The sequence below is a fragment of the Kitasatospora sp. NPDC038210 genome, assembly GCF_055600605.1.
Genome location: NZ_JBVJYK010000018.1, coordinates 44460 through 71306, shown reverse-complemented (window position 1 = coordinate 71306; position 26847 = coordinate 44460). Strand labels below are relative to the sequence as shown.

Here is a 26847-nt window from a genome sequence, read left to right as displayed (position 1 = left end):
GCGGGCAGGACTGATCCGCGGGTGCACGAACCGGCGCCCGGGCTCAGCCCGTCGGCTGCCCGGCGCGCGCGATCAGCGCGTTGAGCAGCGCCGCCCCGCGCTCGGCGTCGTCGACGCTGACCGCGAAGTCGGTGCCCCGGCGGGTGCGCACCACCAGGCACGTGCCACCGCGCAGCATCACCGTGGTCCCGAGCCCGTTGATCCGGTAGCCCCAGCCGCCCGCCTGCGCGGCGGTGCGCTGCTCGGCGCGGGCCGAGACGAGGTCGGCGGGCGACCAGTGCCGGGCGGGCCGGCCGAACGGGCCGAAGCCGACGGTCAGGCCGCGGGCGGTCACCCGTGCCTGCACCGAGGAGCAGGCGAGGACGGCGACGGCGGGCAGGGCGAACGGCAGCACCAGCGACCAGTCCAGGCCGGCCAGCCCGCTCGCGGCCGCCAGCACACCCGCCACCGTGACCAGTCCGAGCACGGCGGCCAGCAACTGCAGCCACGGGTTCGTCGCCCAGGAGAGCCAGACGAACTCCTCGCCCTCCGGCACGTCCAGCACGGGCGCCCCGGCCGCCGGAAGCGCCTCGGTCCGGGCCCCGAACCGGCGGCCGGCCAGCCAGGCCAGCACGCCGGCGGCGGCCGTGGCCAGCAGGACCAGGACCACCTCGATGCCCATCGGCGCCGCGTCCTGCCATCGGGCGCGGTCCAGGTTGGCGTGCACCACGGCGGTCTGCGCCCCCGTGAGCAGCACCCCTCCGGACACCAGTGCCGCCGCCCCGCAGCCCGGCGTCCGCTCGCCGCAGTACCGCTGCAGCAGCGCGGAGACCAGCACCAGGATCAGCCAGAGGAGCGCCGGGACCAGCACGGCTCCGGTGAGCGACATCGAACCGTCCGGGTCCCGCCCGCCCCAGTGGGTGGCCAGCGGGTCCGGCAGCCGGTGGCGGGCCGCCACCGGCAGCGCGACCAGCAGGGCCAGCACCCCCACCGACCAGGCGAGCGCGGCCCAGAGGCCGCCCCGGCCGCCACGCTTCCGGGCCCCTGGCCGGTGCGTTCCTGATCCTTCGTCCGTCACGACATCCCCCTGATCATGTCCACGAGATCGTTCCTGCTGTAGCCGGCCAAGGCCGCGTCCTCGATCAACTGCCTGACCCGGTCGACCAGTTCGGAGCGGGTGTCGGCCCCGGCGGCGACCGTGACACCGCGGCCCCGGCGGAACTCCAGCACCCCTTCGTCGCGCAGCGTGCGCAGCCCGCGCAGCACGGTGTTGGAGTTGACGCCCAGCGCCCGGGACAGCTCCCGGGCCGGCGGCAGCTTGTCCCCGGGGGCGCACTCGCCCTCGGCGACGGCCCGTCTGATCGCGCCCGCGACCTGCTCGTGCAGTGGTCGGGTGTCCCCGACGTCCAGCTTCAGCAACATGGTGCTACTGACAATAGCACCATTCATCTCGCGGGCTACGGGCTGCGGGCCGCGGGCTGCGGGGGCCGCGGACCGCGGCGTGTGGGCCGTGGGCAGTGCCCCCGGCTGCGGGAGCCGCGCCACCCCGGCCCCTCGCCGTATGGAGTGCGTTGGGATCGCCGCACCGGGCGTCAGGGAGCCATCAAGAAGTGCCGGTGGGCGCCCGGACCGGCGGTTGGGTGAACGAGTACGGCCGCCGGGACACGGGTGCGGCCACCACGACACGAGGACGGGTCATGCACGGCATCGAGCGGCACGAGGACGGCGGGACACCCAGGGTGGTGGTCGGGGTCAGCGGGTCGCTGGGCAGTCTGGCGGCGCTGCACCGGGCGGTGACCGAGGCCCGTGAGCGGGGCGCGGAACTCCTGCCCGTGCTGGCCTGGGAGCCCCCGGGCGGTGAGCACGGCTACCGCCGCTCGCCCTGCCCGCCGCTGCTCGCGGCCGTCCGGGACGCCGCCGAACAGCGCCTGCACCGGGCCCTCGACGAGGCCTTCGGCGGCAACGACCCCGCGGTGCCGCTGCGCCCGGTGGTGATCCGCGGCGAGACCGGCCCGGCCCTCATCGACGTCGCCGACCGGCCCGGCGACCTGCTGGTCCTCGGGCAGAGCGGTGGCCTGCTGCGCCGCCGGCTCCGGCGCCCGGTGTCCGCGTACTGCGCGCGGCGGGCGGGCTGCCCGGTGCTGACCGTCCCGGTGCCCGCACTGCTCCACGACCTGCACGAGCTGGAGGCGCGGGAACGCCGCGCCCGCTGGCACCTGCCGGTCGGCCCGACGCCCGAACTCCTCGCGGCGAAGCGGTAGTCCGCGGTGCGGATGTACGCGGCGCGCCCGGGTGCCGACCGCTTCCGCCCCGTGCTGGAGCGGCTGTCGGTCGGCACCTCGGGCACGGTCGCCCTGCTCGCGGGCGGCCTGCTGGCGCTCGGCCTCGGCGGGCTCGGCGAACTGCACTCCGGCGGCCTCGCCTTCGTGGCGTACGTGGCGCTGTGCGGTCTGGTCGGCGGCTTCTCCCGGCCCCGGGCCGCGCCGGTGGTCGGCCTGGCCGCCTGGCTCTGCTGCAACGCCTTCGCCGAGCACCGCCACGCCGAACTCGGCTGGTCCGGCCCCTGGCCGGAGAGCGCGCACTACGCCGTGTTCACCGCCACCGCCCTGCTGGTCGCCCTGCCCGCGGCGCTGCCACGGCGGACCGTACGGGTGTCGACGCTGCGCCTCGACCACCGGCCCTGAGGCGCTCCCGAACGGTCCGCCGCCGGCCCCCCCGTGCGCCGGCGGCGGACCCCACCGCAAGGCCGGGGGCTCCGGCCGGTACTCCGGAGCCCCCGACGAACCGGTGGAACGCAGGAAACGGGGTGCGCGGAGCGGGCCGCACGTTCGGACCGGGGCCACCCGTCAGGGGCGGCCCGGCGATCCGCTCCGCGCGCCCTGCCCGGCTGCCTCGACGAGTGGCGGTGGCAGCCCCGGTCGAAGGCCCTCAGGCCCGATAGGTGAACCGGCCGAGGTAGTCCGGGGAGGTGCCGTGCGGGTCGGTGACCACGTTGGGGGTGAAGACGCAGACCGCAGCGTCGGCCGGCTCGGCCGGCTCCACCTGGGGAAGCCACTGGTCGGCGTAGGAGGCGTCGTGCAGGAGTACCCCGGGGGCGACCGGGGCGGGGTGGCCCTCGTCCCGGGCGCGGACGGCTTCGACGCCCATCGGTTCGGGCTCGGCGATCCCGACCTCTCGCATGCGCGCGACCACCCGTGAGACGGCGCCGTCCACGCCTCGGACCCGCCGTCGTCGAGTCCACCGTGGTCGCGCTCGGACCACGGGCTAGTCGTCCGAGGGCAGTTCGGTCGGGACGGCGATCACGTCGACCAGGGCCGCGCCGCGCAGCACCGTCAGGGCGAGGGGGCGGCCGATGCCGTCGGCCAGCATCAGGTGCTGCAGGGTGCGGGCGCTGGTCATCGGTTCGCCGGCGGCGGTGAGCAGCAGGTCGCCCTCGTGCAGTCCGGCGCGGTCGGCGGGGGCGCCGGGGACGACCTCGACGATCCGCAGGCCGGTCTGCTGCCCGGTGCGCCGGCGCAGGGTGGGCGGCAGCGGGGCGGGCACGCCGGCGAGGCCCAGGTAGGCGCGGCGGATCCGGCCGTCGGTGAGCAGGGTGGCGATGATCTGCCGACTGGTGGCGTCGATCGGGACGGCCAGGCCGAGCCCGTTGCCAGCCACGGCCGTGGTGACGCCCACGACCTCGCCGGTCGCGGTGGTCAGTGCGCCGCCGGAGTTGCCGGGGTTGAGGGCGGCATCAGTCTGGATGACGTTGTCGATGACGCGCACGGCGGTGTCGGAGCGGGCCGGGAGCGAGCGGCCGAGGGCGCTGACCACGCCCGCCGTGACCGTCCCGGCGAGCCCGAGCGGGTTGCCGACGGCGACGACGAGCTGCCCGACCCGCAGGGCGGTGGCCTCGCCGAGCCGCACCGGGGTGGGGGTCGGGCCGTCGGCGCGCAGCACGGCCAGGTCGGAGAGCGGGTCGGCGCCGATGGTGTGGAAGGGGGAGGTGGTGCCGTCGGCGAAGGCCAGGGTCCCGGCGTCGGCGTGGCCGACGACGTGGGCGTTGGTCAGCAGGAAGCCGTTGTCGGTGAAGACCACCGCCGAGCCGAGCGCGGTGCTGAACCAGCCGCCCCGGCCGCGCCGGGGCACCTGGAGGGCGGCGACGCGCGGAGTCACCGCGGCGGCGACGGTGGTGACGATCCGCGAGTAGGCGTCCAGCGCCTCGGCGGCTCCGCCGTCAGGGCCGGTCGTGCCGCCGTCGGGTACCTGCTCGGGCCCGGGGAGCGTGTCGGCCACGGTGCTCACCCCTTTTCGCCGGCGCGGGTTCTCCCGCTTTCCAACAACGCTGCGTCGCCGATGCTTCCGCCGCTGGCTCCCGATGCCGTGCCCGTCCGGGCGGGCGGCCCACTACAAAGAGAAGGCAAAGCAAGCGTATGGTGTGGGCAAAGCCACCTGTGCGGGGAGGGCCTGATGGAGACCACGCTGGAAGCGGACTGGCGCACGCTCGGCACGACGGGCGGCGGCCGGCTCGGTACGGAGCACCTGTTGGCCGCGGTGGTGGGGTCGAGCGGCCCGGCCGGTGCGGCCCTCGCTGCTGCCGGGGCCACCGAGAGCGAGCTGCGCACCCTGTTGCGTGACCGCGAGCGCGGCGGGGGCTGGGCCGCGGACGACGAGGCCGACGCCGGGGTGCCGGCCGGGGAGGTCCTGGGCTCGACCAGGGCCCCGGACCTCGTCCTGACCGGCGCCGCGGCCCGCGCACTGTCCGCCGCGGTCACGGCGGTGCGGCGCAGCGGCGAGCGGCAGCTCACCGCGGAGCACGTCCTGCGCGCCCTGCTGGCCGACGACCGCACCCGCGCCGCCGAACTGCTCCGCGCGGCGGGCGTCGCGCCGCAGGCCGTCCGGGACCGGCTGGACGCGGCGCACCCCGGGTCGAAGGCCGCACCGCAGGCACCACCGGCGCCGACGGCACCGCCCGCGCCGGAGGCCACGGCCCCGGACGGCGCCTCCGACGCGCTGGACCCGCTGCTGCACCCCACCCGGGACGCCCTGCTCGGCCGCCGGACGCACCGACTCCCGCTCTGGAAGCGGCTGTTGAAGCCCGGTACGGCCGGCCCGGCGGCGCCGTCCGCGGACTGGATCCGGCGGGAGACGGACGACCAGGCGCTGCGCCTCGGCCGCCGGACGCCGGGCACCGAGCACGTCCTGCTGGCCCTCCTCGCCGTCCACGAAGTCCTGGGCCACCGGCCGCAGCCGGACGTGGACGACACCGGCGGCGAGCTGCTCGCCTGGGTCGGGCTGGACTACGCCCGTGCCCGTGCGGCTCTCACCGCCGGGACGGTCGCCCTCCCGGCCGATCCGCGCTCCGTCGAGGCCTACCTGGCGGGCGCGGCCCCCGGCCCGCTGGTGCGGGCGCTGCTCGACGAGGACACCCGGGCCCGGCGGCTGGTCGAGGCGTTGGGCGGTGGCGCGGCCCGGGAGGGCGGCCCCAACGGCCACAGCGGCCAGGACGGCCCCAACGACCCCAACGGCCAGGACGGCCACAGCGGCCAGGACGGCCAGGAGACGGCCACGACGGCGCTGAAGGCGGCGACGGCAACCGGGCCCGCCCTGCCCGCGGCCGGGTGAGAGGCCGGGGCACGGCGGGCCCGATCGCGGGCCGGAGGGTCAGCGCGTGGTGTAGCCGCCGTTGGCGAAGAGGGTCTGGCCGGTGATCCACCGGCCCTCGGTGGCCAGGAAGGTGACGATCGGCGCGATGTCCTCGATCTTGGTCAGGTCGTTGCCCATCGCCTGGGACTTGTGGAAGGCGACCCGCTCCGGGGTCTCCTGGCCGTAGAAGAACGGCGTGTCCATCGGGCCCGGCGCGATGTTGTTGACCGAGATGCCGCGGGCGGCGAACTCCTTGGCCGCGGCCCGGGTGTAGTGCTCCACCGGGGCCTTGGCGCCCGCGTAGGTGGAGTAGCCGTCGGTGAAGGCGGCCAGCAGCGAGGTCACGATGGTGATGACCTTGCCGCCGTCGTTCAGCCGCTTGCCCGCCTCGCGGATGAAGAAGTACGCCGCCTTGGCGTTCACCGCGTGCATCACGTCGTACTCGGCCTCGGTGGTCTCCACGATCGGCTTGCGCAGCACCATGCCGGCCGTGTTGACCGCGACGTCGATCCCGCCGAAGGTCTCCTGCGCGACGGCGAAGACCCGCTCCACGTCGGCGACGTCCGTCAGGTCGCCCTGGACGGCGACCGCCTCGCCGCCGGCCGCCTTGACCGCGGCGACTGTCGCCTCGGCGTCCGGCGCGGTGCCGTCCGAGTGGTAGTGCACGACGACCTTGGCGCCGTCCGCGCCCGCGTTGCGGCTGATCAGTCCGCCGAGGTTCTTGGCGCCGGCGCCGACCAGGACGACCTTGCCCGCCAGGGAGTGGTTGTTGCTCATGATCTACGGCTCCTTGCCGGTGGAGGGGGTTGTCCCAGCTCGGTGGGACGTCTGCCCGACCACTGTCCGTCGCGGGGGCCGCCCGGGGATTGAACAATCCGACGGGCCCTGGAACGAACCGCTCACGACCTCGGCCGGGGGGCCGGATTCCGGCCTCGCCCGTTCGGCATTCCTCACCCGGACGGACCAGAATCGGGAGCATGGCGACACCCGCACGGCCCACCGATCCGACCGCGACCGCACCGAGCACACCTCTCGTGCCGTCCGCCGGCTCGGCGATCAAGCCCCACCTGCTCCGGCTCTCCGGAAGCGGCGCCGACCTGGACGAGGGCGTGGTCGAGCGCGGCCTGGAACGGGCCGGCGCCGCCGCCGAGAACGCCGACGGCCCGACCCGGCACGTCGTGGTGGTGCACACCGGCAACCCGGCCGACCTCAGCTGGAGCGCCGACGGCAGCCCCCGTCGCGAGCGCTTCCACCGCGGCCAGGCACTGGTCAACCCGGCCGGCTGGGCCTCCCGGCCGTGCTGGGAGCAGGATGCCGAGCTGATGCTGGTCGCCCTCGAACCGGCCTGGCTGGAGAAGCTCGCCACCGAGAGCGACCTGCCGGGCCCGCTGGAGCTGGCCCCGCGCTACCACCTCACCGACCCGTTCCTGGGCATGCTGGTGGAGCGCCTGGTCGCCGAGTACGAGGGCCCGCAGCCCGCCGACCCGCTCTACGCCCAGTCGATGCTGCAGGCGCTCGCCGCCCACCTGATCCGCACCGCCGCCACCCGGGGCACGCGCCTGCCGGAGCGCGAGGGTGGGCTCACCCCCAAGCGGTTGAACCGGGTCGTCGACCACATGAACGGCTACCTGGACGGCCGGCTCTCACTGACCGAACTCGCCGCCGTCGCGGGCGTCAGCCCCTCCCACTTCACCCGGGCCTTCCGGGCCTCCACCGGGCAGTCCCCGCACCGGTACCTGGTCCGGCTGCGCCTCGAACGGGCCCGCCGGGCGCTGCTCACCACCGACACCCCGATCGCCGCCATCGCCCAGCTGTGCGGTTTCGCCGACCAGAGCCACCTCACCCGCACCATGCGCCTGCACACCGGCCTCACCCCGGCCGGGCTCCGCGCGGGCCGGGAGCGCCCGTAGGGCCCGTCCCGGGAGGCGCAGCGCGCCGACCGCCTAGAGCGCCGTGGCGGCGAGGGTGATCGAGCCCAGGACGGCCAGCACCCCCAGGGCGAGGAACCCGTACTCCAGGCCCGTCCGCTCCCGGCCGTCGACCAGCACCTGGCGGGGGTCGGCCGGATCGTAGCGGACGGGCACGTAGCGGCCGTCCGGCAGCGGGTGGCGGGTGGTGGAGGGGACGGGGGAGAAGATCTCGACCACCCGGCCGTCGGTCGTCTCGAACTGCAGCAGCGGACGCGGCGGCAGGGCGTGGTCCTCCGGCCCCCGGATGCGGGCGCGCACCAGGGCCGAGGCGGGGACGCCGACCCGGCGCAGCCGGCGTTGCTCGCGCAGCCCGACCACTCCGGCGAGGTAGGCGACGACGCCGCCCAGCGCACCGAACACCACCACGGCGAATCCGGCCGTCCCGCCCACCGTGCCTCCCTGCCCCCGCCCGATGGTTTCCCGAAGCCGTCCGAGGCTCCCCCGGATCCCAGTATCGCCCGACGGCGGCACCCTTGACGCTTCGGAATGGTCCAGTCCAGTGTGATCGACGGCATGTTCCTGTCACCATCTGTCCCGCAAGGAGCACCGTCCATGAAGCCGACGTTCCCCCGCGCCCTCGGCGCCACCCTCACCGCCGTCGCCACCGTCGCCGCCCTCGCCGTCGGCACCGCCCCCGGTGCGACGGCCGCCCCGGCCGCGACCGTCGTCAAGGTCGGCACCGCCAAGCAGCTCCAGGCCGCGCTCGCGGCCGCCGTGCCCGGGCGGACCATCCAGCTCGCCGACGGCACCTACTCCGGCAGCTTCAAGGCCACCGTGCCCGGCACCGCCGACGCCCGGATCACCCTCACCGGCTCCGCCAAGGCCGTGCTCACCACCCCCACCGGCGGCGGCTACGGCCTCCACCTCGACGGCGCGAGCTACTGGACCGTCCAGGGCCTGACCGTCACCGGCGCGCAGAAGGGCATCATGGCGGACGCCGCGAACCACGTGGTGATCGACGGCGTGACGGTCCACCACACCACCATGGAGGGCGTGCACTTCCGCAACTCCAGCAGCTACGGCACGCTGCGCAACTCCCGCATCCACGACACCGGTCTGAACCGGGACGGCCTGGGCGAGGGCGTGTACGTCGGCACCGCCGGCACCCTCTCCGACCGCAGCGACCACGTGCAGATCACCGGCAACACCTTCGGCCCGAACATCGGCGCCGAGAACGTCGACCTCAAGGAGGGCACCACCGGCGGCCTGGTCTCCGGCAACTCCTTCGACGGCGACGGCCTCACCGGCCGCAACTACGACGACTCCTGGGTCGACGTGAAGGGCAACGGCTACGTCATCGAGAACAACACCGGCAGGCGCACCACCGACGACGGCTACCAGACCCACAGCGTCCAGCCGGGCTGGGGCTGCGGCACGGTCTTCCGGGGCAACCGCTCCGACCTCACCGGCGCCACCGGAGCGGACCGCTACGCGATCGACGTGACGAACTACGACGCGGTGAAGTGCCCGGTGACGATCGGCGCGGGCAACACCGTCACCGGAGGCCGGGGCGTGGTGAACCCCGGCGTCCCGGTGGGCTGACCGCACCGGGACGCCGGGGTGCACGGGTGGTCGTGACGCCGGACGGCTACAGCTCGCCGAGCGGGACCTTCGGGTCGGCCAGCGCGTCGGCGTCCACCACCCGCCCCGAGCGGACCAGTTCGCGGATCGGGTCGGTGACGTCCCAGACGTTGACGTTCATCCCCGCGAGCACCCGGCCGGCGGACGGCCAGAACGCGATGAACTCGCGGGTGGCCGGGGCACCGCGGAACACCACGCTGTCGTACATGTGTTCCGCTGTCGCACCTATTGTGCGATAGCGGCACGGGCCCTGGCCAGGTCGGGCTCTGGCTCTTCGAGCAGGAGGGGTGGACGTGACGTCCGCATCGGTTCACGGATATCCGTGAACGCGGGCGCTCGTGCGGTGCGGGGAACGAGCATCCCGGGATGACTTCGAGCACGCTGACCATGGCCGAGCCGATGCCTCGGTCGTCCACCGGCGGGATAGTCTTCCGGCTGCTGCGCACTCTCGGCGACCCCGGTCCGGCACGGGGGCCGAGGACATCACCGTCGTCGGGCGGATCTCCTGGTGCCCTCGGTGCACCGCCTCGCCGATGCCATGTCCGCCGCGATCGGTTGACCTGACGATCCGCTCCGCCTGTCCGCCTCGCCACCACTCGGCTGTGTCCTGGCGCGACGAAGGCAGTGACGACACCTACTGGGTGCGCCACCCGGCCCGGTGCGTCGAAGCCACCGCCGGGCCCTGATCCCTCGTGCCATCGGCTCCGCCGGCGACCGGCCCGACCTGGTCGGTGACGCGGCAGCGCGGTATCCGTACGGTTCGACGTCCCGATGCCCAGTAGCCCCCGGAAGATAGGGTTCGGTTCATGGAGTTCCAGGTCCTCGGCCCCGTGTCGGTCAGCGGGAGCGACGGGCCGTTGCCGCTCGGGCCCGCCAAGCGGCGCAGCCTGCTCGCGATGCTGTTGCTGCGGGCCAATGTCGCGGTCTCCGTGGACACGCTCACCGAGGCGCTGTGGGACGATGAACCCCCGCTGCACGCACGCACTGTCATCCAAGGGCATGTCTCGCGCCTGCGGGCGCTGTTGGCGGGGGTCGACGCGTCGGCGTACGGCGTCGAGCTGAGCACGCGCGGCGCCGCGTACCACCTGGAACTGCCGGAGACGCTGCTCGACGCACACCGCTTCGAGGGTCTTGTGGCGCTTGCCCGCCGCGCCGCCGACCCCGGGGACAGGGCCGCGCTGCTCACCGAGGCACTCGCCCTGTGGCAGGGCCCCGCGCTGGCCGGCGCCTATCCGTCGCCGCTGCTGCGCTCCGCCGCGCACACCTTGGACGAGGCGCGGCTCGCCGCGGTCGAGCTGCTCGCCGACACGTACGTCGTGGGCGGTGAGCACGAGCGTGCTGTCCAACTGTTGCGGCCGGAGACCGGGGCCCATCCGCTGCGCGAGCCGCTGGCCGCCCGGCTGGTCGAGGCGCTGCATCACGCGGGGCGTTCCTCGGAGGCCCTGGACGCCTACCACCGCGCCCGCCAGGTCCTCGCCGACGAGCTCGGCGTCGCTCCGGGCGCCGAGCTGACCGCCGCCTTCACCCGCGCCCTCGGCCCCGACCGCGCCCCCGAGGTCCGGGCCGATGCGCCCCGACCCGCCCTGGAACCGATGCAGGCCAGGCCCAATCTGCTGCCTCGTACCCCGCGTGGATTCCACGGCCGCACCGTTGAGAGCGCCGCGCTGACCGCAGCTGCGGCCGGGCCTGACGGGCCGGTCGTCGTGGTCACCGGCCCGGCCGGGGTCGGCAAGACCGCACTGGCCGTGCACTGGGCGGCCGTCCGGCGCTCCGACTTCCCCGACGGGACGCTCTACGCAGATCTGCGCGGGTTCAGCGACACCTCGGACCCCGAACCGGCCGAGCTGCTGCGGGAGTTCCTCGTCGCTCTCGGCGTTCCACCGTGCCGGATGCCCGAGTCGGCGGACGCCGCCGGTGCCCTGTTCCGCTCGCTCACCGCCGAACTGCACCTGCTCGTCGTCCTCGACAACGCCCGTACCTCCGCCCAGGTGCGCCCGCTGCTGCCCACGGGACCCGGCTGCGTCACCGTCGTCACCAGCCGTGCCCGCCTCACCGGTCTCGTCGCCTCCGACGCCGCCCGCGTCGTCGCCCTCGATGTCCTCGCCACCGACGACAGCGTGGCCCTGCTCGCCCGTGTCCTCGGCGAGCACCGCACCGCCGCCGAGCCCCAAGCGGCCCGCCGTACAGCCGAGTTGTGCGGCGGTCTGCCCCTCGCGCTGCGGGTCGCCGCCGCTCGGCTCGTGGAGCTCCCCGACCTCAACCTCGCCTCCTTCGCCGACCGGCTCGCCGACGAGCGCCAGCGGCTCGCGCTGCTCGCCGCCGAGGACATCGGCGTCGCCTCGGCGCTGCGGCTCACCACCGCCCACCTCCCCGCTGACGCAGCGCGGCTGTTCACTGCGCTCGGCCATCACCCCGGCACACACGTCGACCGGTTCAGCGCCGCTGCGCTCGCCGGCACGACCCCGCCGGATGCGGCCCGCGCCCTCGACCGCCTGGTCGCCGCGCACCTGCTCACCGAGACCGCCCCCGGCTGCTACGTCCTGCACGATCTGGTCCGGCTCTACGCGCGTGGCCAGAGCCAGGACCCGGCCGCCCGTACCGCGGCCCGGCTGCGCCTGTACGACCACTGCGTGGCGACCGCGCTGTCCGCATCCGAGGCCGCGGAACCCGGCGGGGAGCCCGCCTTCGTACAGCCCGACGACTTTCGGCAGCCGCCCGCAGTGCGGGACTTCACCAGCCGCGAGGAGGCGCTCGGCTGGTTCGCCGCCGAACGGGACGACCTCGCCCTGATCGCAGCTGCGGCCCGCGCCGAGGGCCGGCCCGAGCGGGCCTGGCGGATCGCCGTGACCCAGTGGCCGTTCGTGGTCTGGCGGGTCCTCGCCGACTGGGCGCCCACCCTGGAGGCCGCCCTCGCCGACGCCCGCGCCTGCGCCGACCCCTATGCGGAGGCCCGCGTCCTGACCCTGCTCGGCTGGGTGCTCGCCGAGGAGGGCCGCACCGCCGAGGCCCTCCGGCACCTGCGCGTCGCACCCGAACTCGCGGCCCGCGCAGGCGACGTACTCGGCGAGGCCACAGCCCTGGTCAACCTCGCCGCAGCCCTCCCCGACGACGAACCCGGCGCCGCCGAGACAGCCTGCACCCGAGCCCTCGCCCTCGCCACCGAGGCCGACGACGCGCACACCCGGATGCTCGCGCTCCAGCACCTGGCCCGCATCCACCTCGGCGCGGGCCGCCACCGGCAGGCGTACGAGGCGGCCGAGGTGGCGCTCGGCCTCGGCCCCGAGCACGAGGCGGTCGCCCGGCGCGTGCTCCTGCGTACCTGGCAGGGCGAGGCGCTCGCCGGGCTCGGCGACACCGCGGCCGGGCGGAGCTGCCTCGCGCAGGCCGCGCTTGAGGCCGAGCAGACCGGCTACGACGCGGGCGCCGTCACCGCGCTCGATGCCCTGCTGCACATCGCCGACCAGGACGCACTGCCCGAACTGCGGCGTCGGCACGCGGCGGCACACGCCAGGATCCGGGAGCGTTAGCCACGCGTTAGCGCCGCCGCCGCGCTCGTTAGTGATCTGCCAGCGCGCCGCAACACCCTCGTTCGTGTAAGGGGAAACGACCTCGTGCAGGATCGCGACCCACGAACGAGAACCGGGGGAACCAGCCATGCGCACCACCACCCGTCCCGCCCTGCTCGCCGTCGGCGCCGTCGCCACGCTCGCCCTGTCGCTGACCGCCTGCAACGACGGCAGCGGCACGCAGGACAGTGGCGCCGCCGGCACCAGCGCATCAACCGCCGCCCCGTCGGGTTCCACCTCGGCACCGGCGCCGGCTGCGGCCTCGACCTCGGCGCCGGCTCCGGCCTCGAAGTCGGCTGCGGCCTCGGCATCGTCCGGGGGCAAGGCGAGCACGAGCGGTGGAGGCAGCCCGTCCTCCGGCACCGGCGGGGGCGGCGTCACCGCGGCCTGTACGACCAAGAACACCTCGGTGACGTTCCTCCAGTCCTCGGGTCACGCCAGTGACGCGCAGGCTGCCGCAGCCACCCTCAAGATCACCAACAGCTCGGGTGCCCCCTGCACCATCGTCGGCCCGACGACCGTGGTCGCCGACGACGACCAGGGCAAGGCGAGCCCGGTCTCGGGGGACAACTCCAAGGACGGCTCGGGAGCGGTCGACGTCCCGGCGGGCGCCGCGGTGGTGGCGGACGTGCTGTACAACGACGTGAACAGCGAGGGCACCACGTCGGCCCGTTACACCTGCCCGGTGCAGGCGTCCCACGTCAAGGTCGCGCTGCCCAAGGACGTGGGCACCACGGTGAACGTGATGAAGGCGAACGGCTCGCCGGGCGGCGTCTTCAGCGTCTGCGGCACCGACTTCAAGGTCGGAGCCTTCGCGGCACGGTAGAGCTTGGCGCGGCGCCGTGCGTTCGCACGATCCTGGACGTGACGGCGTGGACCAGGAGCGGGTTCAGGCTCCTCGGGTGGTGGGGGAGAATCGGCGGGTCGTGCCGGCGCGATGGGCCGGCGACGTTCGACGAGGACAGGGCGGGCGGGATGAGCGAGCACGGCCGACGGCGGCGTCACCGTACGGTGGACCGGGTCGTGTGGATCCTGGAGGCTGCCGCGCGGGCGCCGGGCGGGGTGACCGTGGCCGAGTCGGCGCAGGCGGCCGAGGCCCCGGCGAGTTCGGTGCAGGATCTGGTCAACGGACTTGTCGCGACCGGTTTTCTGCTGGAACAGCACCGGCGGTTCCGGCTCGGGCCCGCTCCGCACGTCCTCAACCTCATCGCCGGCCGGGTCGTCCCGCGGATCAGCCAGCCCGAGCTCAACGAACTGAGCCGCGTCGCGGGTACCCCCGTGCTGCTCACGGTGCGGGTCGGGCTCGACGCCGTGCACCTCGCGCGCGGCGGCGAGGACGAGATACCCCGCCTCCTGCCGCTCGCCGACGAGCACATGGCCCGGCCGCTCCTGCGCACCGCCGCGGGCCGCCTGCTGCTGGCTTTCACCGACGAGGCGGAGCGCAGCGGGCTGCTCGACGAGCTCGCCCGCCGCGACTCCGAGGCGGTCGCCGAGTTCCGCCGCGCTCTTCCGGGGATCCGTGCGTCGCGGATCAGCCGCAGCGAGGGTCTGGCCGATCCCGAGGTCAGCGCGCTCGCGATCCCCGTCACGGACGGTCCCGTCGTCACGGGTGCCCTCGTTCTGACGCACCGGCGTCGTGGCCGCTCGGAGCGACTGAGTCTGGACCGGGCGGCGGCCCGGCTCCTCGCGCACCTCCAGGAGGGGCGGACGTGACGTCCGCATCGGTTCACGGATATCCGTGAATGCGGGCGCTCGTGCGGTGCGGGGAACGAGACGTTGGCCGGACGGCAGGTCATCGGCCCGCAGGCGGGGATTCCGTCGGTCGCGGGCCGGCACCGGCAGTGGCACGCCGAGCAGTCCCTTCCGGGGCGAGCCCCGGGAGCCCCTGACTCCGGCGCAAGTTGGTTGAGAGAGGCTGCCGGTCCGCTGACCAGTCGGTGTCGACCGCGTGCTGTCCAACTCCGGTCCGCGCGGCCCCGCCGGATGGAGCCCTGACCGCCGAACCGGCCCCGTCCGTGTGCATCCCTCAGCGGTGAACGGACGGGGCCCTGGTTGGCTGCTCGACGAGCAGGGCTCTTGCTGTGTCTCAGACCTCGCCGAGCGGGACCTTCGGGTCGGCCAGCGCGTCGGCGTCCACCACCCGCCCCGAGCGGAACAGTTCGCGGATCGGGTCGGTGACGTCCCAGACGTTGACGTTCATCCTCGCGAGCACCCGGCCGGCGGACAGCCAGAACGCGATGAACTCGCGGGTGCCCGGGTCACCGCGGAACACCACCCGGTCGTAGCCGTCGGGCTCGACGTAGCCGACGTACTCCATGCCGAGGTCGTACTGGTCAGTCGAGTGGACACCTAAGGATGCCACCTGACCTGCCCGTTTGTTCGATATGGGAGACTCGGCCAATGCACCGCACAGCCCCGACGCCCGACCTGGAAGAGGTCGACCTCTACCTGCGCAAGTCCAAGAGGATCCGCACGGAGGACCCGCGCGATCTTCTGTCCGTGCAGACCCAGGAGGAACTGGGCCGGGCATGGGCAGCCAAGAACGGGAAGCGGGTCCGGGAAGTCTGGGTGGACAACCTGTCGGCGTGGTCGGACGTGAAGCGGCCCGAGTTCGACAAGGCTGTGTCCGCCGTGCTGGCCGGAGACGCGCCGATTCTGTGGTGTGCGTTCCTGGACCGCTTCACCCGCAAGGGGGCGGACGAGATCGTGCCCATCCTCGGCAAGGCCAGGGTCATCTTCGACTACGAAGGCCTGGACAGCTCGATCGAGCGCGACCGGCGGTGGATCATCGACCGGGCCGAGCAGGCGCGCGAGTTCTCGCAGCGTCTGAGCTTCAACCTGACCGCCACCAAGGCCACGCAACGCAACGCGGGGAGGTGGCTCGGCAGGCTGCCCTACGGCTTTGAGCTCGACGGACCGGACACGCGAAAGCTCAAGAACAGCGCGGACACCTGGCGCTACGTGGAGCACGTCTTCGAGTCCGTCGCCCTGGGGGTGCCTGCCCGCATGCTGGGGCGCGCACTCAACTCGGGGCGGTCTCCGATCCCGTCGCCTGGCGGCGGGGAGTGGCAGGCGTCCACCATCTCGAAGATGATCTGGCACCCGGTATACGAGGGGTGGCAGGTGAGCGTGGCGCAGGGGGCTGTCACGGGCGAGGACGCGGTTTACCGCCACCCCGTGACCGGCGAGTGCATCAGCGTGCTTGCCGAGGGCGCCAAGCCGATACCGCCGGAGATCGTCCGGAAGGCCCGCGCCGCGCTGCGAGGGCACCTGAGGTACGAGGAGCAGCCGAGCAGCAAGAAGTACCACCTCCTGACCGACCTCACCCGGTGCCGGGGCTGTAAGGGCGCGGCGAGCGGGGGGCGGAGTCACGTGTGCGCGAGGCATGGGGCGGGGAAGTTCTGCCCGGACCCGGTGAGCGTCACGCGGACGACGCTGGAGAAACACGTGACGTCGGCGTGGTTCGACCGCATGAACGCCGGAGACGAGACCGACCCTCTTCTGTGGATCGCCGCGGAGCGTTACGCGGGCCTGCAGAACCCGGAGACGGCTGAGGAGCTGTCCGACGCCCTGGCTGCTCAGAAGACTGCCGAGCAGCGTGTACAGCGCATCGCGGAGCAGCAGGCGGCGGGCATGTACGACCCACCGTTCGATGTCCACCTGCCCCGCATCCAGGCGGAGGCGCGCGGAGCCCTGCAGACGGCCCTGGACCGGGTGGCCGCGCTGGCTCCGAAGAAGCTCGACATCGGCTGGCTACTGGAACACGAGCAGATCAGCGAGGCGTGGGAGAGCGCGGACCACGCGCTGCGGCGGGATCTGCTCCGATTGGTCATCCGGCGCCTGGTCGTCGCCAGGGGCGCACGGGGAGACAATCGCTTCGACCCGGCCCGGGTGGAGATCCACTGGCTTGATCAGCCGGACCCGTGGGCACCTGCGGAGCCTTCTTCGTCTGCAGCCTGACAGGGCATCCCATGGCGTGACCAAGGCGCACGTTCAACGGATCAAGGTCCGCTGGGCGTGCTGCCTTTCGCCTGTACTTCAATGGCTGGACGAGCCAGTCTCCTGAGCGTCCCAGGCTGAAGTCCTGGTTCTAGCCGGAGCCCGATGGGTCAAGTAATCAAGGGGCGACGAACTTGGCTCGGGCCAGGAGGATTGGCGACATTTTCGCTGTCGGACCTCACAGCCGTGAGGAACGCAGAGCCGACCTACCAGAGAAGCGCGGCCTCACCAAGCTGCTGTTTCCGTGGATCATCCGGTGCTCCTGCTCCACGGACTATCGGAGGTCTCGTTGTTCTTCGCGGTGTCGGCCGGCGCTTCTCCCGTCCGTTCCAGGGGTGCTTGTGGAAACCGAAGTTCGGGCCGTTTCGTGGGGCGATTCCACGCGAGTGGGCCTGCCGGTGAACCGGTGGCACTGGACCACGGTTGGCGAGTCTCCGTGTCGTCACGGGAAGACGCGGCGGCGTTGGCAGGGTTGCTCGGCGGCGATGTGAGGACGGGGCGGTCCGGGAGTGAGTGGATCACCCGCCGGGACCGTTTCGAGATCACGCTTGACGGGCCGCAGTCCCTGGACTTCAGGATGGTCACGCGGGGGCGGCGCGGGGAGCACGTCTGTGACGGAGTCCGACACCTGCGGCCGGCCACGATCGCAGGAGAAGCTTGTGGCTGCCCGCCCACCTGGAGTCAGCGTCGTGCGGCATCCAGGGCCGGCCGCGGGCCGAAACCAGAGATCACCTTGCGGTTCCGCCTGGTCGAGGCACCAGAGGCCGGACTGTTCGGCGTGCTCTCGTCCTCCTGGGTGCTGACGGAGGACATCGATGCAGTGCTTGGGCGCCTGGACGGAATGAACGGGCCGGTGACCGCAGGCCTGAGCATCGATCGACGGTCGTTCATTACGCCGGCCGGTATCGAAGTCGTGGGCCAGCGTCCGAGGCTTCGCCTGCTGAGTTCTGTGTCCTGATCCTCCATATATGTTCGGGAGTTGCCTTCCTGGTCGGTGGCCAAGCGCTCAGTCGTACCGTGCTCGCCGTCGAACACGAACAGGACCTCGGGCTGCGCGACGTCGATATCGTCGCGGATCGCCGCGCGCAGCACGGCGAAGAAGGCGAACCGTACGACGTTCGGCAGGTGGAGCATGCCTCTCTCCGGTCAGAGTCGCGTGAGTACGCGCACCGGGCCGGTGTGGCGTAGCTGCTCGCGGAGCTCCGGTATGGGCGGGGCGACCGTGGCGACGATGGGGTATCGCGGGCAGAGCGGCCGTAGCTGCGGCGGGCGTGGTTCAGGGGGTGGGTGCATGCGAGGTATCGCGTCCCGAGGGGGAGACTTCGGATGAGCCCGGGTCCACTGCGGAGCTTTCGAGCACCTCCCGGCCGGTCGCGAGGGCGGCCTCCAATCGGTCATGGATGGGCTTGGGCAGGGCGGCGGAGCCCAGTGCGCAGGTGGCGAGCGCCTGTTTGAGTTCGGCTGTTCGGCTGGGGTCCAGGCGGTCGCGGACACCAGGGTGGGTGAGAAGGTCGCGTAGTGCGTAGCCGTCGCCCGTCCTACAGGCTCGGCTGGACAGCTGTTTGATCAGGTTTCGGGCGGCGGGGGTGTCCGGGTCGGCGGCGTCGATGGCGGTCAGGGCGAGGCGGGTGGTGAAGACGGCCAGGCCTTCGGCCGGTTCGAAGGCGAGGCAATGGTCGATCGCGGTCTGGGCGGCGTGCCGGTCGCCGGGGCGGCACAGCGCGGTGAGCACAGCTGTGATGGCGTCCTCCCACGGCTCGCCCGGCTCGGTGGCGGCCAGCAGGGCGAGGGCGCCGGGCAGCTCGTTGCTGGTCATTGAGGCGAGGACGGCGACCTGGCGGCCGTCGAGGATGCGACGGCCGATGCCACGGTGCTCCTCGATGTGGTGCAGGGCGTCCGTCCAGCAGCCGGCGGAGGTGAGGGCACGGGCGCCGTCGGCGATGACGACGCGCCATAGCCACCGGCGGACTTCGTGGCGATCCCTGGCAGTCTCGGTGAGCTGGGCCGGGACGGTGATGGCGTCCAGGACCGTCTCGGTGGCCCTGGTGATGGCCTGGTAGAGGTCGAGCAGGAGCTGGTGGCCTTGCTGATGTTGGCCCGCTCGGATTTTGAGACGGGCGAGGTTGACGAGGGGTTCGAGGCCGCGGATGGCGCTCATCGCCGGGAGCGGTCCGCGGGTGATGTAGAGGGCGGCGTGGCGGTGGCACAGCTCGCGGGCGTAGTCGGGGAGACCGACGTCGGAGGCGAGGAGGGCCGCCTGGTTGAACACCGCGGAGGCCAGGCCCGGGTCGGTCTGCCGGGAGGCCGCGTCGGCCAGCTGCTGGAGCCGGCCGACACGGACTTCGAGGGGCAGGCACGCGGGCCGGACTCGGGCGACCAGCGGGAAGCGCTGGGCTACGGGCCCGGTCGGGTGCACGCGGTTACTCCCAAAAGACGGTGATCGGGTGGTGGGGGCGGTCCAGGACGAATCGGCCGGCGGACGGGTCGGCAGGGGCATCGAGGGTGTCCGGGAGCTCGAAGCGGAGGGTCCGGTCGCGGAAGCTTGCGTTCCAGGTGCGGAGCTGTCCGGACACGAGGTCGGCGAGGGCGGCACCGGCAGGGCCGTGGCCGACAACGCCGGTCTCGTACACCTTGCGGCCGTCGCTGCCGGGTTCGCCTTCGCGCAGGGTGAGGTAGGCCAGGGAGCCATCCCGGACGGTGGCCATGGCGCCCCAGGGGAGCATCGGGGTGACGCCGCGGTCGTGGGCGGTCTTGGCCACGCTCATCCGCATGGTCGAGTTGGGGAGGGTAAGGGCGAGCCAGAGGTCGTGGTACTCGTAGGTGGTGCCGGCCGGGATGGTCACGCCGGTCCAGCGCTCATGACGCTCGGTGTCGAGGACCCCGAGCAGCTTGGAGGCGTCGACCGCGTCGTTCTGGTCCTTGTGGACCTGGAGCGTGACGTCGCCCTGGCTCGTGAGGGTGACGGTGCGGCGCTCGTCGTCCATGCTGCCGCGCAGCGGCATGAAGACGGCGAGTCGGTCGTTGACGGACACCCAGCCGTTCTCGCCGTGCTCGAAGGCGATGACGCGGGAGGCGGTGCCGCGCAGGCGTAGCGGCAGGACGATCCGGCCACCCGGCTTGACCTGCTGGGGCCAGGCGGTGGGCATCTCGCTGGTGCTCACGGTGGCGATGATCCGGTCGTACGGCGCGCCCTCGGGGTGACCGAGGGCGCCGTCGCCGAGGACCACGGTGACGTTGTCGACCCCGGCGTCCGCGAGGTGCTTGCGAGCGCCGTCGACGAGGTCGTCGTCCACGTCCACGGCGACCACGTGCCCGTTGGGGCCGACGATGTGGCCCATGTAGGCGGCGTTGACGCCCGTCCCGGCACCGGCCTCGAAGATCCGCTCACCGGGGCGGGCACCGAGCTGCTCCAGCATCATCGCGACGATCGTGGGCTGGGAGGCCGCGCTGAGCTGGGTACCGGACGCGTCGGTCTTGGTGTAGGTCGGGTTGTCGGCGTACACGACGTCGAGCGGGAAGCCGGGCAGAAACGGCTCGCGCCGGATGGCGCGGAAGGCGCCTTCGACCGGGGTGCTGGTGATGTGCTTGCCAGCGAGCAGGCGATCGGTGAGGGCGTCGCGCAGCTGGTCGGCGGTCGGAGCGGCGCTGTCGCTGAGAGTAGTCACGTGGGCGACCCTAGTGGTTGTGCGGATGGTTGGCTGCGAGGGCGCAGTGCCGTCGCCGGAGTGGAAGACTGCGGCCACCGCCCTTGCAGCGGTGGCGGATTGGTGCTCGACGGGCACGCCGGCACGGTTGGCGTGGAAGAGCGCGTGGTGGGCGAGGACGGCACGCAGTCCGCGGGCGAGGCGGCCGTCCCGGGCCAGGCGGACGAGGTCCTGCCCGGTCCTCTCGAAGGCGTCGACCCAGTCGGCGTGGGCGGCGAGCGGTTCACCGGGTCGGATGAGCTGGCGGGTGTCGAGCGTCATCAGCCGGTGCATCGCGGCGGTCAGGGTGGCCACCCGCTCGGGTGCGAGGGCGGGAGGCTCGGGCCGCAGGTCGGCGAACCTGCTCCAGACGTCGCCCTGTTCGTACCAGTCGAGGCCGGCGGCGCGGAGCATGGCGGAGACGAGGACGACGAAGGTCTCGGTACGGCCGAGGACGGGCGGGCCGGGCTTGGCGGCGCGGGCCATCAGGTGACGGCTGTCGGTACGGAAGAGCCGGTGGGCGATCTCCATGGCCTCGTCGCCGCCGAACGCGCCGGTCTCGGGCTCGTAGACGACGGGCCGCCAGCGGGTGAGGAGTCCTTCCTCGACGAGCGTGTCCAGGAGTGAGGTGACGGTGGGGGCGGGGGCGTCGGCGCGGTAGCGCAGCAGTAGCCCGCGCTTGCGCATGTACCACCAGTCCTCCAGCGCACCGGACTTCTCGGCGAAGGTCAGCGCGGGGGTCAGCTGGTGGGCGGCGATGGGTTCGACGGTGGCAGGGTCGGCGAAGGTGAGATCGTGCTGGATCCAGCCGGTGGTCATCGAAGGGGTCCTCGGGTCAGGCGGTCAGGAGACAGGCGTCCCAGCGGGTCACCGGTGCGGGGCCGGCGGCGGGGGCGAGCAGTGCGAGGGCGGTGCCGGCGGCGCCGTCCAGGAAGGCGGGCCCGGTCTGGGCGAGAAGCCGCCGAGCCTGGGAGTCGGGGTCGGTGCGGGGCGGGTGCGTGGTGTCCAGGAGCAGGGCGGCGGCTGAGCGCAGACGGGCGGCGTTGCGCGGGGAGGCGTCGGCGGCGGCGCGGTGCGCGACGTGGGCGAGCCCGGCGTAGCCGTGACAGAGCGAGATGTCGGTGGTCGCGGCCAGCGACGGCGGGTCCAGCAGAGCGGCGGCGAGGGCGTCCTCGGCGTCCTGGCGCAGGCGTTGGTCGCCGAGGGCGAGGGCGGCGAGCTGCTGGGCTCGGGCGACTCCGGCGGTGCCGTAGCACCAGCTCGGCCGCTGCGGGGCCAGCGGTCCGCGGACGGCCCCGGTCAGGTGCGCGGGGGTGACCCAGTACGGCCAGGCGGGGTGGTCGCGCCAGTGCTCCAGCCAGGCCAGGATCGTGCCGATCGCCGCCCGTTGGCCGTCGACCTCGACTCCGTGGCGCAGGGCCAGGGCGAGCAGGGCGAGCGGACCGGCGATCCCGTGCGCGAGGCCATTGTTGGCGTGCCCGCCCAGGAACCGGTCGTCGGGTTTCCCGGACGGTCCGCTGAGGGTCCACCAGCCCGGCACCGCCTGGCCGTTGTGCTTGACGTCGTCAGTCAGGCGGACCAGGTAGGTGAGCACGGTGCGGATCGCCTCGCCACGCGGCGAGCGGTGCAGCAGGACGGAGCCGATGCCAGCCAGCCCGCGGATCGTGTCGAACTCCGCGAGGGCCGGGAGTTCGCCAGCGCCGATCCGGGCGAGAGCCGCCTTGCAGCGGCGCTGCGCGTCGGCGGCGACGGCCTGGCAGAGGTGGTCGAGGGCGCGCGGGTAGGAGCCGGACCGCGCCTGGGCCGCGCAGCCGAGGGCATGGGCCAGGGCGGGGGCGCCGTAGTAGAGGTGGCTGTCCGGGCCGCTGGTGATCTGGTTGTCGGCCGCCACCTCCAGCCAGGCCCGTGCTCGTTCCCACGGGCCCCGGCCTGCGGCGGCCCGCTCGATGTGGAGCAGGGCGATGCCGGGGGCGCCGGTGGCCAGGGACTGGCGCCACTGCGGGCGCGAAGCCCATCCGGCGGGAACCCGGTTGGGGTCGGCGAGCAGGTCGGCGATCCGGTCGGACAGGTCGAGGGCGGGGTGCGGGGTCACAGGTCACCGTCCCGGGAGAGGCGGGCGTAGGCGGCGGCGCGGGCCAGGTAAAGGACCTGGGCCTCGTCGTCGAAGTCGATGCGGTGGGCGCGGCCGTAGGAGCAGTGCAGCAGTGAGCCGAGGACGTCGTCCGGCGAGACGCCCTGGGTGTGCGGGCCGGGGAAGTGCCGGCGGTAGGCGTCGAGGGCCTGGTGGCGGTCGGCCCAGGCGTCCACGATCGCGGCACCGCCCGGTTGTTCGCGCAGCGCTGCGAAGTCTCCGGTGGGGTCGGCCAGGCGGACGGCCTCGCGGAAGACCGGCCTGGGGATGGTCGCGGTGGGCATGGCGGGGACGTTGCGGATCAGCCAGTGCAGCCCGGTGGAGGGGGAGCCGGTGAAGGCGGAGGCGATGGCGACGGCGTGGGCGGTCAGCAGCGCCAGCCTCCCGGGCCGGGCGGGTTGGGACAGCTGGGTGAGGACGGCGGCGGAATCTGTACGGAAGACCTGCTCGGCGGCAGCCCAGGCGGAGCCCTCGCCCCAGCGGCCGTACTCCGTATAGGACGTGGGGTAGACGACTTCGGACAGTAGCCCGGCCTGGTGGAGTTCGGCGGCCCAGGTGCTGATCACGGCGGTGGCGGGCCCGAAGCCTTCGGGGCGGGGCAACGCGATGCGCAGCCGCAGGTGTTGGCGCGGGTCGCGGAAGCGCACGAACCACCAGGGCGGGCTGCCGAGTTGTTCCAGGAGTCCGGGCAGGTGCCGTGTGAGGATGACGTCCTGGCGGTGGAGGTCGCCGTACAGCGAGGCGAGCAGCACCCGGGAGGTGCCCGGGGCGTCGCCGTGCCCGCGCCGTAGGAGCCGTGCGGTGGTCGGCTTGGGCAGCACCGGCCAGGCCGGTGCCTCGGTAGCGGTGACCGGGACGACGATCTCGTGCGCCCGGCCGCCCGCCCAGCCCAGGTCGGTCGGGGCCGGGGTCTCCACGAGGACGGCGTGCGGCGCGGAGGTGAGGTGGGAGCGCAGCAGGACGCGGTGACCGGGGTGGTCCAGGTCGAGCGGCAGGCCCTGGCCAGCGGCGGCCAGCAGCACCCGGCGCGGGGCCCGGCGCCTGTCCAGCAGGCCGAGCAGTTCGCTCTCCCACTGCTCCCACGGCGCCCGCAGGTTCGGCAGTTCGGCGGCGGACAGCCGCCAAGCGGCCGGGGAGAGGATGATGCGACCGTGCCGTAGCCGGGGCCGGAACGGCAGGGCGGCGAGTGCGCCCCAGGAGAAGCGGGTGACCTGCGCGCCCTGGGCGCGGGAGAGTTCGGAGATCAGCCTGGCCATCGGCGCGGTGTGGGTGCGCAGGTTCAGGGCGTGGGTGGCGCTCGCCTCGATCCGCCTGCCGTGCGCGGGCGCGGCCAGGTACATCCGCCGTCCGTCGCAGCCGACCGCAAGATCCTCCAGCCGCAGGACGCCGTCGGTGCTCGGGCGGTGCTCGGCGAGGCTGACGACCAGCTGCCCGCTCGCCGTGCTGCGGGCCACGTGCCCGGTCGCCGGGTCCAGCGGCGGGCAGGACAGCTGCGCGGCGACCGACTGGTCGTCCATGGCCGGCAGGTTCGTCAGCACGCAGGTGAAGGCCGCACGGTACTCCGGGGCGAGGAGGTGGAGGAAGCGGCCGACTGACACGCCAGCCGACCGGGCGACGGAGACGACCTCAAGCCAGAACTCGCCCCGGTCCAGGCCCTGCTGGGTGGCGGCGTGGAGGCCGAAGACGAGCTCCAGATGCGGGGGCAGTCGCGGCCCCTCGGCGGGGCCGAGGTCGAGCGCGCTCAGCAGGTGCTCGTCGAGGACGACCTCGCGCTGCCCGTCGAGCGCGGCCCGCTGGGCGAGGGAGGCCAGGACCTCGTCGCGCTCGTCGAACCGGGCAGGCTCGGCAGGCCGGGCACCCGGGTAGCCGTCCGGCCAGCCGATCCCGCTGTCCGCGACCATGTCCAGCAGCGGCACCAGCGCGCCCCGGCCGTAGCGCTCGTAGAACCGCTGGTGGTAGGAGCGCCACGCCGAATTCCCGTAGGGGAGGGCGCTGAGGCGGGCGAGCAGCCCGGCGGCTTTCGCGGCCTCGTCGGCGACGGCCTGGGGCAGGACGAGGTCGGCGTCCAGGCGTACGTCCACGGCCAGCACCGGCCGGTCGGCCGCGCCGGGCCGGGCGGTGGCGGTCATTGCCCGGGTGATCTCCGCACGGGCAGCACGACTTGGCGCCTGGGCGTGGGCGGCGATCCCCTCATCGGCGGCGCGCAGGTCGGCCAGCAGGGCGGCGGCCTCCCGGACCTGGTCGGCGCCGGCCTTCTCCAGCGCGGCCAGCAGGTGGCTCAGCGGGTCCGGTTCGGTGGCCGGGGCGTGGAGGCTGGTGATCAGCGCGCCGTGGGCGACCAGCTCGGCCAGCATGCCCTCGATCCGCGCCGTTGCCGCGGGGAACTCGGCCGAGAGCTCCTCGGCCAGCACGGCGAACGGGATCGGACGGCGGGCGGCGTCGAGCGCGACGGCGACGGGGCGGGTGTGGCGCAGGCTCACCTCCGCCGCGCCCGTGCCGCCGCCAGGCCGGTCGAGCGGCTGGTGCGGGATCACCAGCCGGTCGCCGCGAACGTGGCTGGTGTCGTTCGCCGCCACCTCCAGTCGGACGAGCAGCGTCGGCATGCGCTCCAACTCGCCGGTCAGCCGCGCGAGCCAGGCGAACGAGGCCCGGGCGATGGCGTGGTGCTCCTCGCCCCACCGCAGGTCGGCGACGGGGGCGAAGGTCGCTGCCTGGACGCCGGCGAAGTGTCCGAACGGGGTTGGGCGGGCGGTGGCCCGCAGCAGGTAGCGGGCGGTGGACAGGGCGGCGCGCCTGACCTCCCGGGGCGACGGTTGTTCGGTGGAGAGCAGCTGTGCGACCTGGCGGGCCAGGACGGGGCTCGCCAGCGTGAGCGCCTCGGCGGTGCCCTTGTCGGACCACACCTCGCGCAGCCACGCGGCCTGCTCGGCGGCCGGTTCGGGGCTGGTGAGGTCTGGCCAGGTGGGGACCAGCAGATCGGGACGGGCGACAGCGCGCACGAGCGCCACGTCTGCGGCGCGGTAAGAAGCCGAACGGGCGGAGCGGCGCATCGAGGACCTCGCTGATAGACGGGACGGTGGCCGGGCGGTGGTGCCGCCGGAAGGACAGCCGTCCTTCCGGCGGCACCACCGGGTGGATCAGTGGAAGCCGGTGGTGCAGGCGCCGCAGGTGCTGCCGCAGCCGTCGTCGGTGAGCACCTCCAGGCTGGCCGAGTCGGCGGTCTCGACGGTGCGGACGTCGAGGTCGAAATCGCTGCCGACGGCTCCGGGCATGGTGGCCTTGGACTCGGCCGTGATCTTCTGAGCCATGGTGGCTCCTCCTTGAGGGTTTCCCTTGCAGGACCTGGAGGCGGGGCGCGGGATGCGCCCCGCGTCACCAGGAGATGGTGGGGCGGCAGTGCCGCGTGTCGGTGTTCGACTGTTCTGCGGTGAAGGGCTGGTTGCCCAGGCCGACGGGGCGCGCCGCGGACCACGGCGCGGGGAAGCCGGGGTCGAGGCCCAGCGCGGGGTGCGGTTCGCCCAGCGCGCGTAGTATCAGCCGCTCGCCCGAGAAGGCGGTGCGGCCGTGCAGCAGGCGGTGGTTGTCCACCACGACGCCCTGCCCGGGGGCGAGGCGCAACCGGTGGGTGTTCCGGTCGATGGCCTGGCGCAGGGCGGGCAGGTGCACCTCGGCGTCGGGCGAGAAACGGGCGAGGGCGTCCTGCCGCAGCCGCAACCGCCAGCGGTCGTTCGGCAGTTGCTGAAGGACCGGCGCGAAGAGGCCGCTCGATCCGCCGAAGTAGGCAGCCCGCTCCGCGGCGAGCACCTCGATGACGGCCGGGTGGTGCACAGCCAGGTCGGCCAGGACAGCCCGGCCGTCCACCAACAGGCTCTCGCCGCCCGCGTCGCTGGCCCGTGCGCACGCAAGCAGGAGCAGCCGGGGCGGGGACGGGTGCTGTGCGCACTCGGTGTGCAGGTCCAGCGCTCCGCGGCCCAGCCCGGCGAAGCCCGGCCGTCCGTCGTGGCGGCCGGTGTCGCGGATGACCGTCAGCGAGTCCGGGTCGGCGTCCCGGTGCTTCCACAGCGAGGACATCAGCCGGCCGGCCGCGAGGAGCACGTCGTCGCGCCCGCCCAGCCTGGCGAGCCGCAGCATCCCGTGCTCGCGCAGCACTGCTCCCGCGTGCTCGCGCGCTGCTCCGTCCAGCATGCGTGCGGTGAACTCCTCGCCGCTGGTGTCGTTGGTGCCGTTGCTGTCGGAAGACGGCATGGTGGATCCCCCTCATGGGACCGAGTGGCTGGGAGGCGACACACTCTCCATGTCCCACCGCCCCGATG

Annotated in this window: 23 protein-coding genes and 2 pseudogenes; 11 read left to right on the top strand and 14 right to left on the bottom strand. The window is 73.7% G+C overall.

The features are described from left to right. Window positions 1-43: 43 nt before the first annotated feature. Both ACZ7KX_RS30625 and ACZ7KX_RS30620 read right to left on the bottom strand, forming a co-directional pair. Window positions 44-1057, bottom strand: a complete 1014-nt coding sequence (locus tag ACZ7KX_RS30625; protein WP_470329299.1) for a DUF1648 domain-containing protein — start codon at window positions 1055-1057, stop codon at window positions 44-46. Beyond that, window positions 1054-1401, bottom strand: coding sequence for a GntR family transcriptional regulator (locus ACZ7KX_RS30620; RefSeq protein ID WP_350521020.1), 348 nt, complete (start codon window positions 1399-1401; stop codon window positions 1054-1056). Before ACZ7KX_RS30620 ends, ACZ7KX_RS30625 begins: the two co-directional genes overlap by 4 nt. Before the next feature lie 275 nt (window positions 1402-1676). Here ACZ7KX_RS30620 and ACZ7KX_RS30615 point away from each other — a divergent pair, with 275 nt between their 5' ends. Both ACZ7KX_RS30615 and ACZ7KX_RS30610 read left to right on the top strand, forming a co-directional pair. Further along, window positions 1677-2240, top strand: a complete 564-nt coding sequence (locus ACZ7KX_RS30615) for a universal stress protein (protein WP_470329298.1) — start codon at window positions 1677-1679, stop codon at window positions 2238-2240. Between the two features lie 6 nt (window positions 2241-2246). After that, complete coding sequence (locus ACZ7KX_RS30610; protein ID WP_470329297.1) at window positions 2247-2663, top strand: hypothetical protein; 417 nt, start codon at window positions 2247-2249, stop codon at window positions 2661-2663. Between the two features lie 244 nt (window positions 2664-2907). Here ACZ7KX_RS30610 and ACZ7KX_RS30605 read toward each other — a convergent pair whose 3' ends face one another. Continuing rightward, entirely contained in the window at window positions 2908-3159 is a 252-nt protein-coding gene (locus ACZ7KX_RS30605) for a hypothetical protein (protein ID WP_470329296.1), read from the bottom strand. 84 nt (window positions 3160-3243) lie between these two features. Beyond that, window positions 3244-4254, bottom strand: coding sequence for a S1C family serine protease (locus ACZ7KX_RS30600; RefSeq protein WP_470329295.1), 1011 nt, complete (start codon window positions 4252-4254; stop codon window positions 3244-3246). Between the two features lie 174 nt (window positions 4255-4428). Between ACZ7KX_RS30600 and ACZ7KX_RS30595 the strand changes: the two genes are divergently transcribed. After that, on the top strand, window positions 4429-5583 hold the full coding sequence (locus tag ACZ7KX_RS30595) for a Clp protease N-terminal domain-containing protein (RefSeq protein ID WP_470329294.1): 1155 nt from the start codon (window positions 4429-4431) through the stop codon (window positions 5581-5583). A 39-nt stretch (window positions 5584-5622) separates the two neighbouring features. On the opposite strand, the gene ACZ7KX_RS30590 is transcribed toward ACZ7KX_RS30595, so the two are convergent. Next, window positions 5623-6381, bottom strand: coding sequence for an SDR family oxidoreductase (locus ACZ7KX_RS30590; protein ID WP_470329293.1), 759 nt, complete (start codon window positions 6379-6381; stop codon window positions 5623-5625). Window positions 6382-6581: 200 nt separating this feature from the next. Between ACZ7KX_RS30590 and ACZ7KX_RS30585 the strand changes: the two genes are divergently transcribed. Beyond that, a complete protein-coding gene (locus ACZ7KX_RS30585; RefSeq protein WP_470329292.1) occupies window positions 6582-7514 on the top strand; it encodes a helix-turn-helix domain-containing protein in 933 nt (310 codons plus the stop codon). 33 nt (window positions 7515-7547) lie between these two features. Here the strand turns inward: ACZ7KX_RS30585 and ACZ7KX_RS30580 are convergent, their stop codons facing one another. Continuing rightward, window positions 7548-7964 (bottom strand): DUF3592 domain-containing protein, encoded by a 417-nt coding sequence (locus tag ACZ7KX_RS30580; protein WP_350521014.1) that lies wholly within the window; start codon window positions 7962-7964, stop codon window positions 7548-7550. Window positions 7965-8126: 162 nt separating this feature from the next. On the opposite strand from ACZ7KX_RS30580, the gene ACZ7KX_RS30575 reads away from it, so the two are divergent. Continuing rightward, window positions 8127-9116, top strand: coding sequence for a right-handed parallel beta-helix repeat-containing protein (locus ACZ7KX_RS30575; RefSeq protein WP_470329291.1), 990 nt, complete (start codon window positions 8127-8129; stop codon window positions 9114-9116). Between the two features lie 46 nt (window positions 9117-9162). Here ACZ7KX_RS30575 and ACZ7KX_RS30570 read toward each other — a convergent pair. Continuing rightward, window positions 9163-9387, bottom strand: a pseudogene (locus tag ACZ7KX_RS30570) (oxidoreductase C-terminal domain-containing protein); the annotation flags it as partial. Between the two features lie 574 nt (window positions 9388-9961). Here ACZ7KX_RS30570 and ACZ7KX_RS30565 point away from each other — a divergent pair. The 3 genes from ACZ7KX_RS30565 to ACZ7KX_RS30555 all read left to right on the top strand — a co-directional run bounded on the left by ACZ7KX_RS30565 (window position 9962) and on the right by ACZ7KX_RS30555 (window position 14434). Then, window positions 9962-12682, top strand: coding sequence for an AfsR/SARP family transcriptional regulator (locus ACZ7KX_RS30565; RefSeq protein WP_470329290.1), 2721 nt, complete (start codon window positions 9962-9964; stop codon window positions 12680-12682). 127 nt (window positions 12683-12809) lie between these two features. Further along, the gene (locus ACZ7KX_RS30560) at window positions 12810-13547 is read left to right on the top strand and encodes a DUF4232 domain-containing protein (protein ID WP_470329289.1); all 738 of its coding nucleotides are present in this window, start codon (window positions 12810-12812) and stop codon (window positions 13545-13547) included. A 149-nt stretch (window positions 13548-13696) separates the two neighbouring features. Further along, window positions 13697-14434, top strand: a complete 738-nt coding sequence (locus ACZ7KX_RS30555) for an IclR family transcriptional regulator domain-containing protein (protein WP_470329288.1) — start codon at window positions 13697-13699, stop codon at window positions 14432-14434. Window positions 14435-14807: 373 nt separating this feature from the next. Here the strand turns inward: ACZ7KX_RS30555 and ACZ7KX_RS30550 are convergent. Then, window positions 14808-15059 (bottom strand): annotated as a pseudogene (locus tag ACZ7KX_RS30550) (oxidoreductase C-terminal domain-containing protein); the annotation flags it as partial. Window positions 15060-15121: 62 nt separating this feature from the next. Between ACZ7KX_RS30550 and ACZ7KX_RS30545 the strand changes: the two are divergent. The 3 genes from ACZ7KX_RS30545 (at window position 15122) to ACZ7KX_RS30535 (ending at window position 17908) form a co-directional block, all read left to right on the top strand. Continuing rightward, the gene (locus tag ACZ7KX_RS30545; protein WP_470329287.1) at window positions 15122-16681 is read left to right on the top strand and encodes a recombinase family protein; all 1560 of its coding nucleotides are present in this window, start codon (window positions 15122-15124) and stop codon (window positions 16679-16681) included. A 283-nt stretch (window positions 16682-16964) separates the two neighbouring features. Further along, a complete protein-coding gene (locus tag ACZ7KX_RS30540; protein WP_470329286.1) occupies window positions 16965-17678 on the top strand; it encodes a recombination directionality factor in 714 nt (237 codons plus the stop codon). A gap of 59 nt (window positions 17679-17737) precedes the next feature. Next, entirely contained in the window at window positions 17738-17908 is a 171-nt protein-coding gene (locus ACZ7KX_RS30535; RefSeq protein ID WP_470329285.1) for a hypothetical protein, read from the top strand. 88 nt (window positions 17909-17996) lie between these two features. On the opposite strand, the gene ACZ7KX_RS30530 is transcribed toward ACZ7KX_RS30535, so the two are convergent. From ACZ7KX_RS30530 to ACZ7KX_RS30505, 6 genes are all read right to left on the bottom strand, one after another. Further along, entirely contained in the window at window positions 17997-19136 is a 1140-nt protein-coding gene (locus tag ACZ7KX_RS30530) for a hypothetical protein (RefSeq protein WP_470329284.1), read from the bottom strand. A gap of 4 nt (window positions 19137-19140) precedes the next feature. Further along, on the bottom strand, window positions 19141-21222 hold the full coding sequence (gene fxlM / locus ACZ7KX_RS30525) for a methyltransferase, FxLD system (protein ID WP_470329283.1): 2082 nt from the start codon (window positions 21220-21222) through the stop codon (window positions 19141-19143). 16 nt (window positions 21223-21238) lie between these two features. After that, window positions 21239-22495, bottom strand: coding sequence for a lanthionine synthetase C family protein (locus tag ACZ7KX_RS30520; RefSeq protein WP_470329282.1), 1257 nt, complete (start codon window positions 22493-22495; stop codon window positions 21239-21241). After that, window positions 22492-25533, bottom strand: a complete 3042-nt coding sequence (locus ACZ7KX_RS30515) for a lantibiotic dehydratase (protein ID WP_470329281.1) — start codon at window positions 25531-25533, stop codon at window positions 22492-22494. Before ACZ7KX_RS30515 ends, ACZ7KX_RS30520 begins: the two co-directional genes overlap by 4 nt. Window positions 25534-25671: 138 nt before the next feature. Further along, window positions 25672-25842, bottom strand: a complete 171-nt coding sequence (locus ACZ7KX_RS30510) for an FxLD family lanthipeptide (RefSeq protein WP_470329280.1) — start codon at window positions 25840-25842, stop codon at window positions 25672-25674. 64 nt (window positions 25843-25906) lie between these two features. Beyond that, on the bottom strand, window positions 25907-26779 hold the full coding sequence (locus tag ACZ7KX_RS30505; protein WP_470329279.1) for a TauD/TfdA family dioxygenase: 873 nt from the start codon (window positions 26777-26779) through the stop codon (window positions 25907-25909). Window positions 26780-26847: the final 68 nt, after the last annotated feature.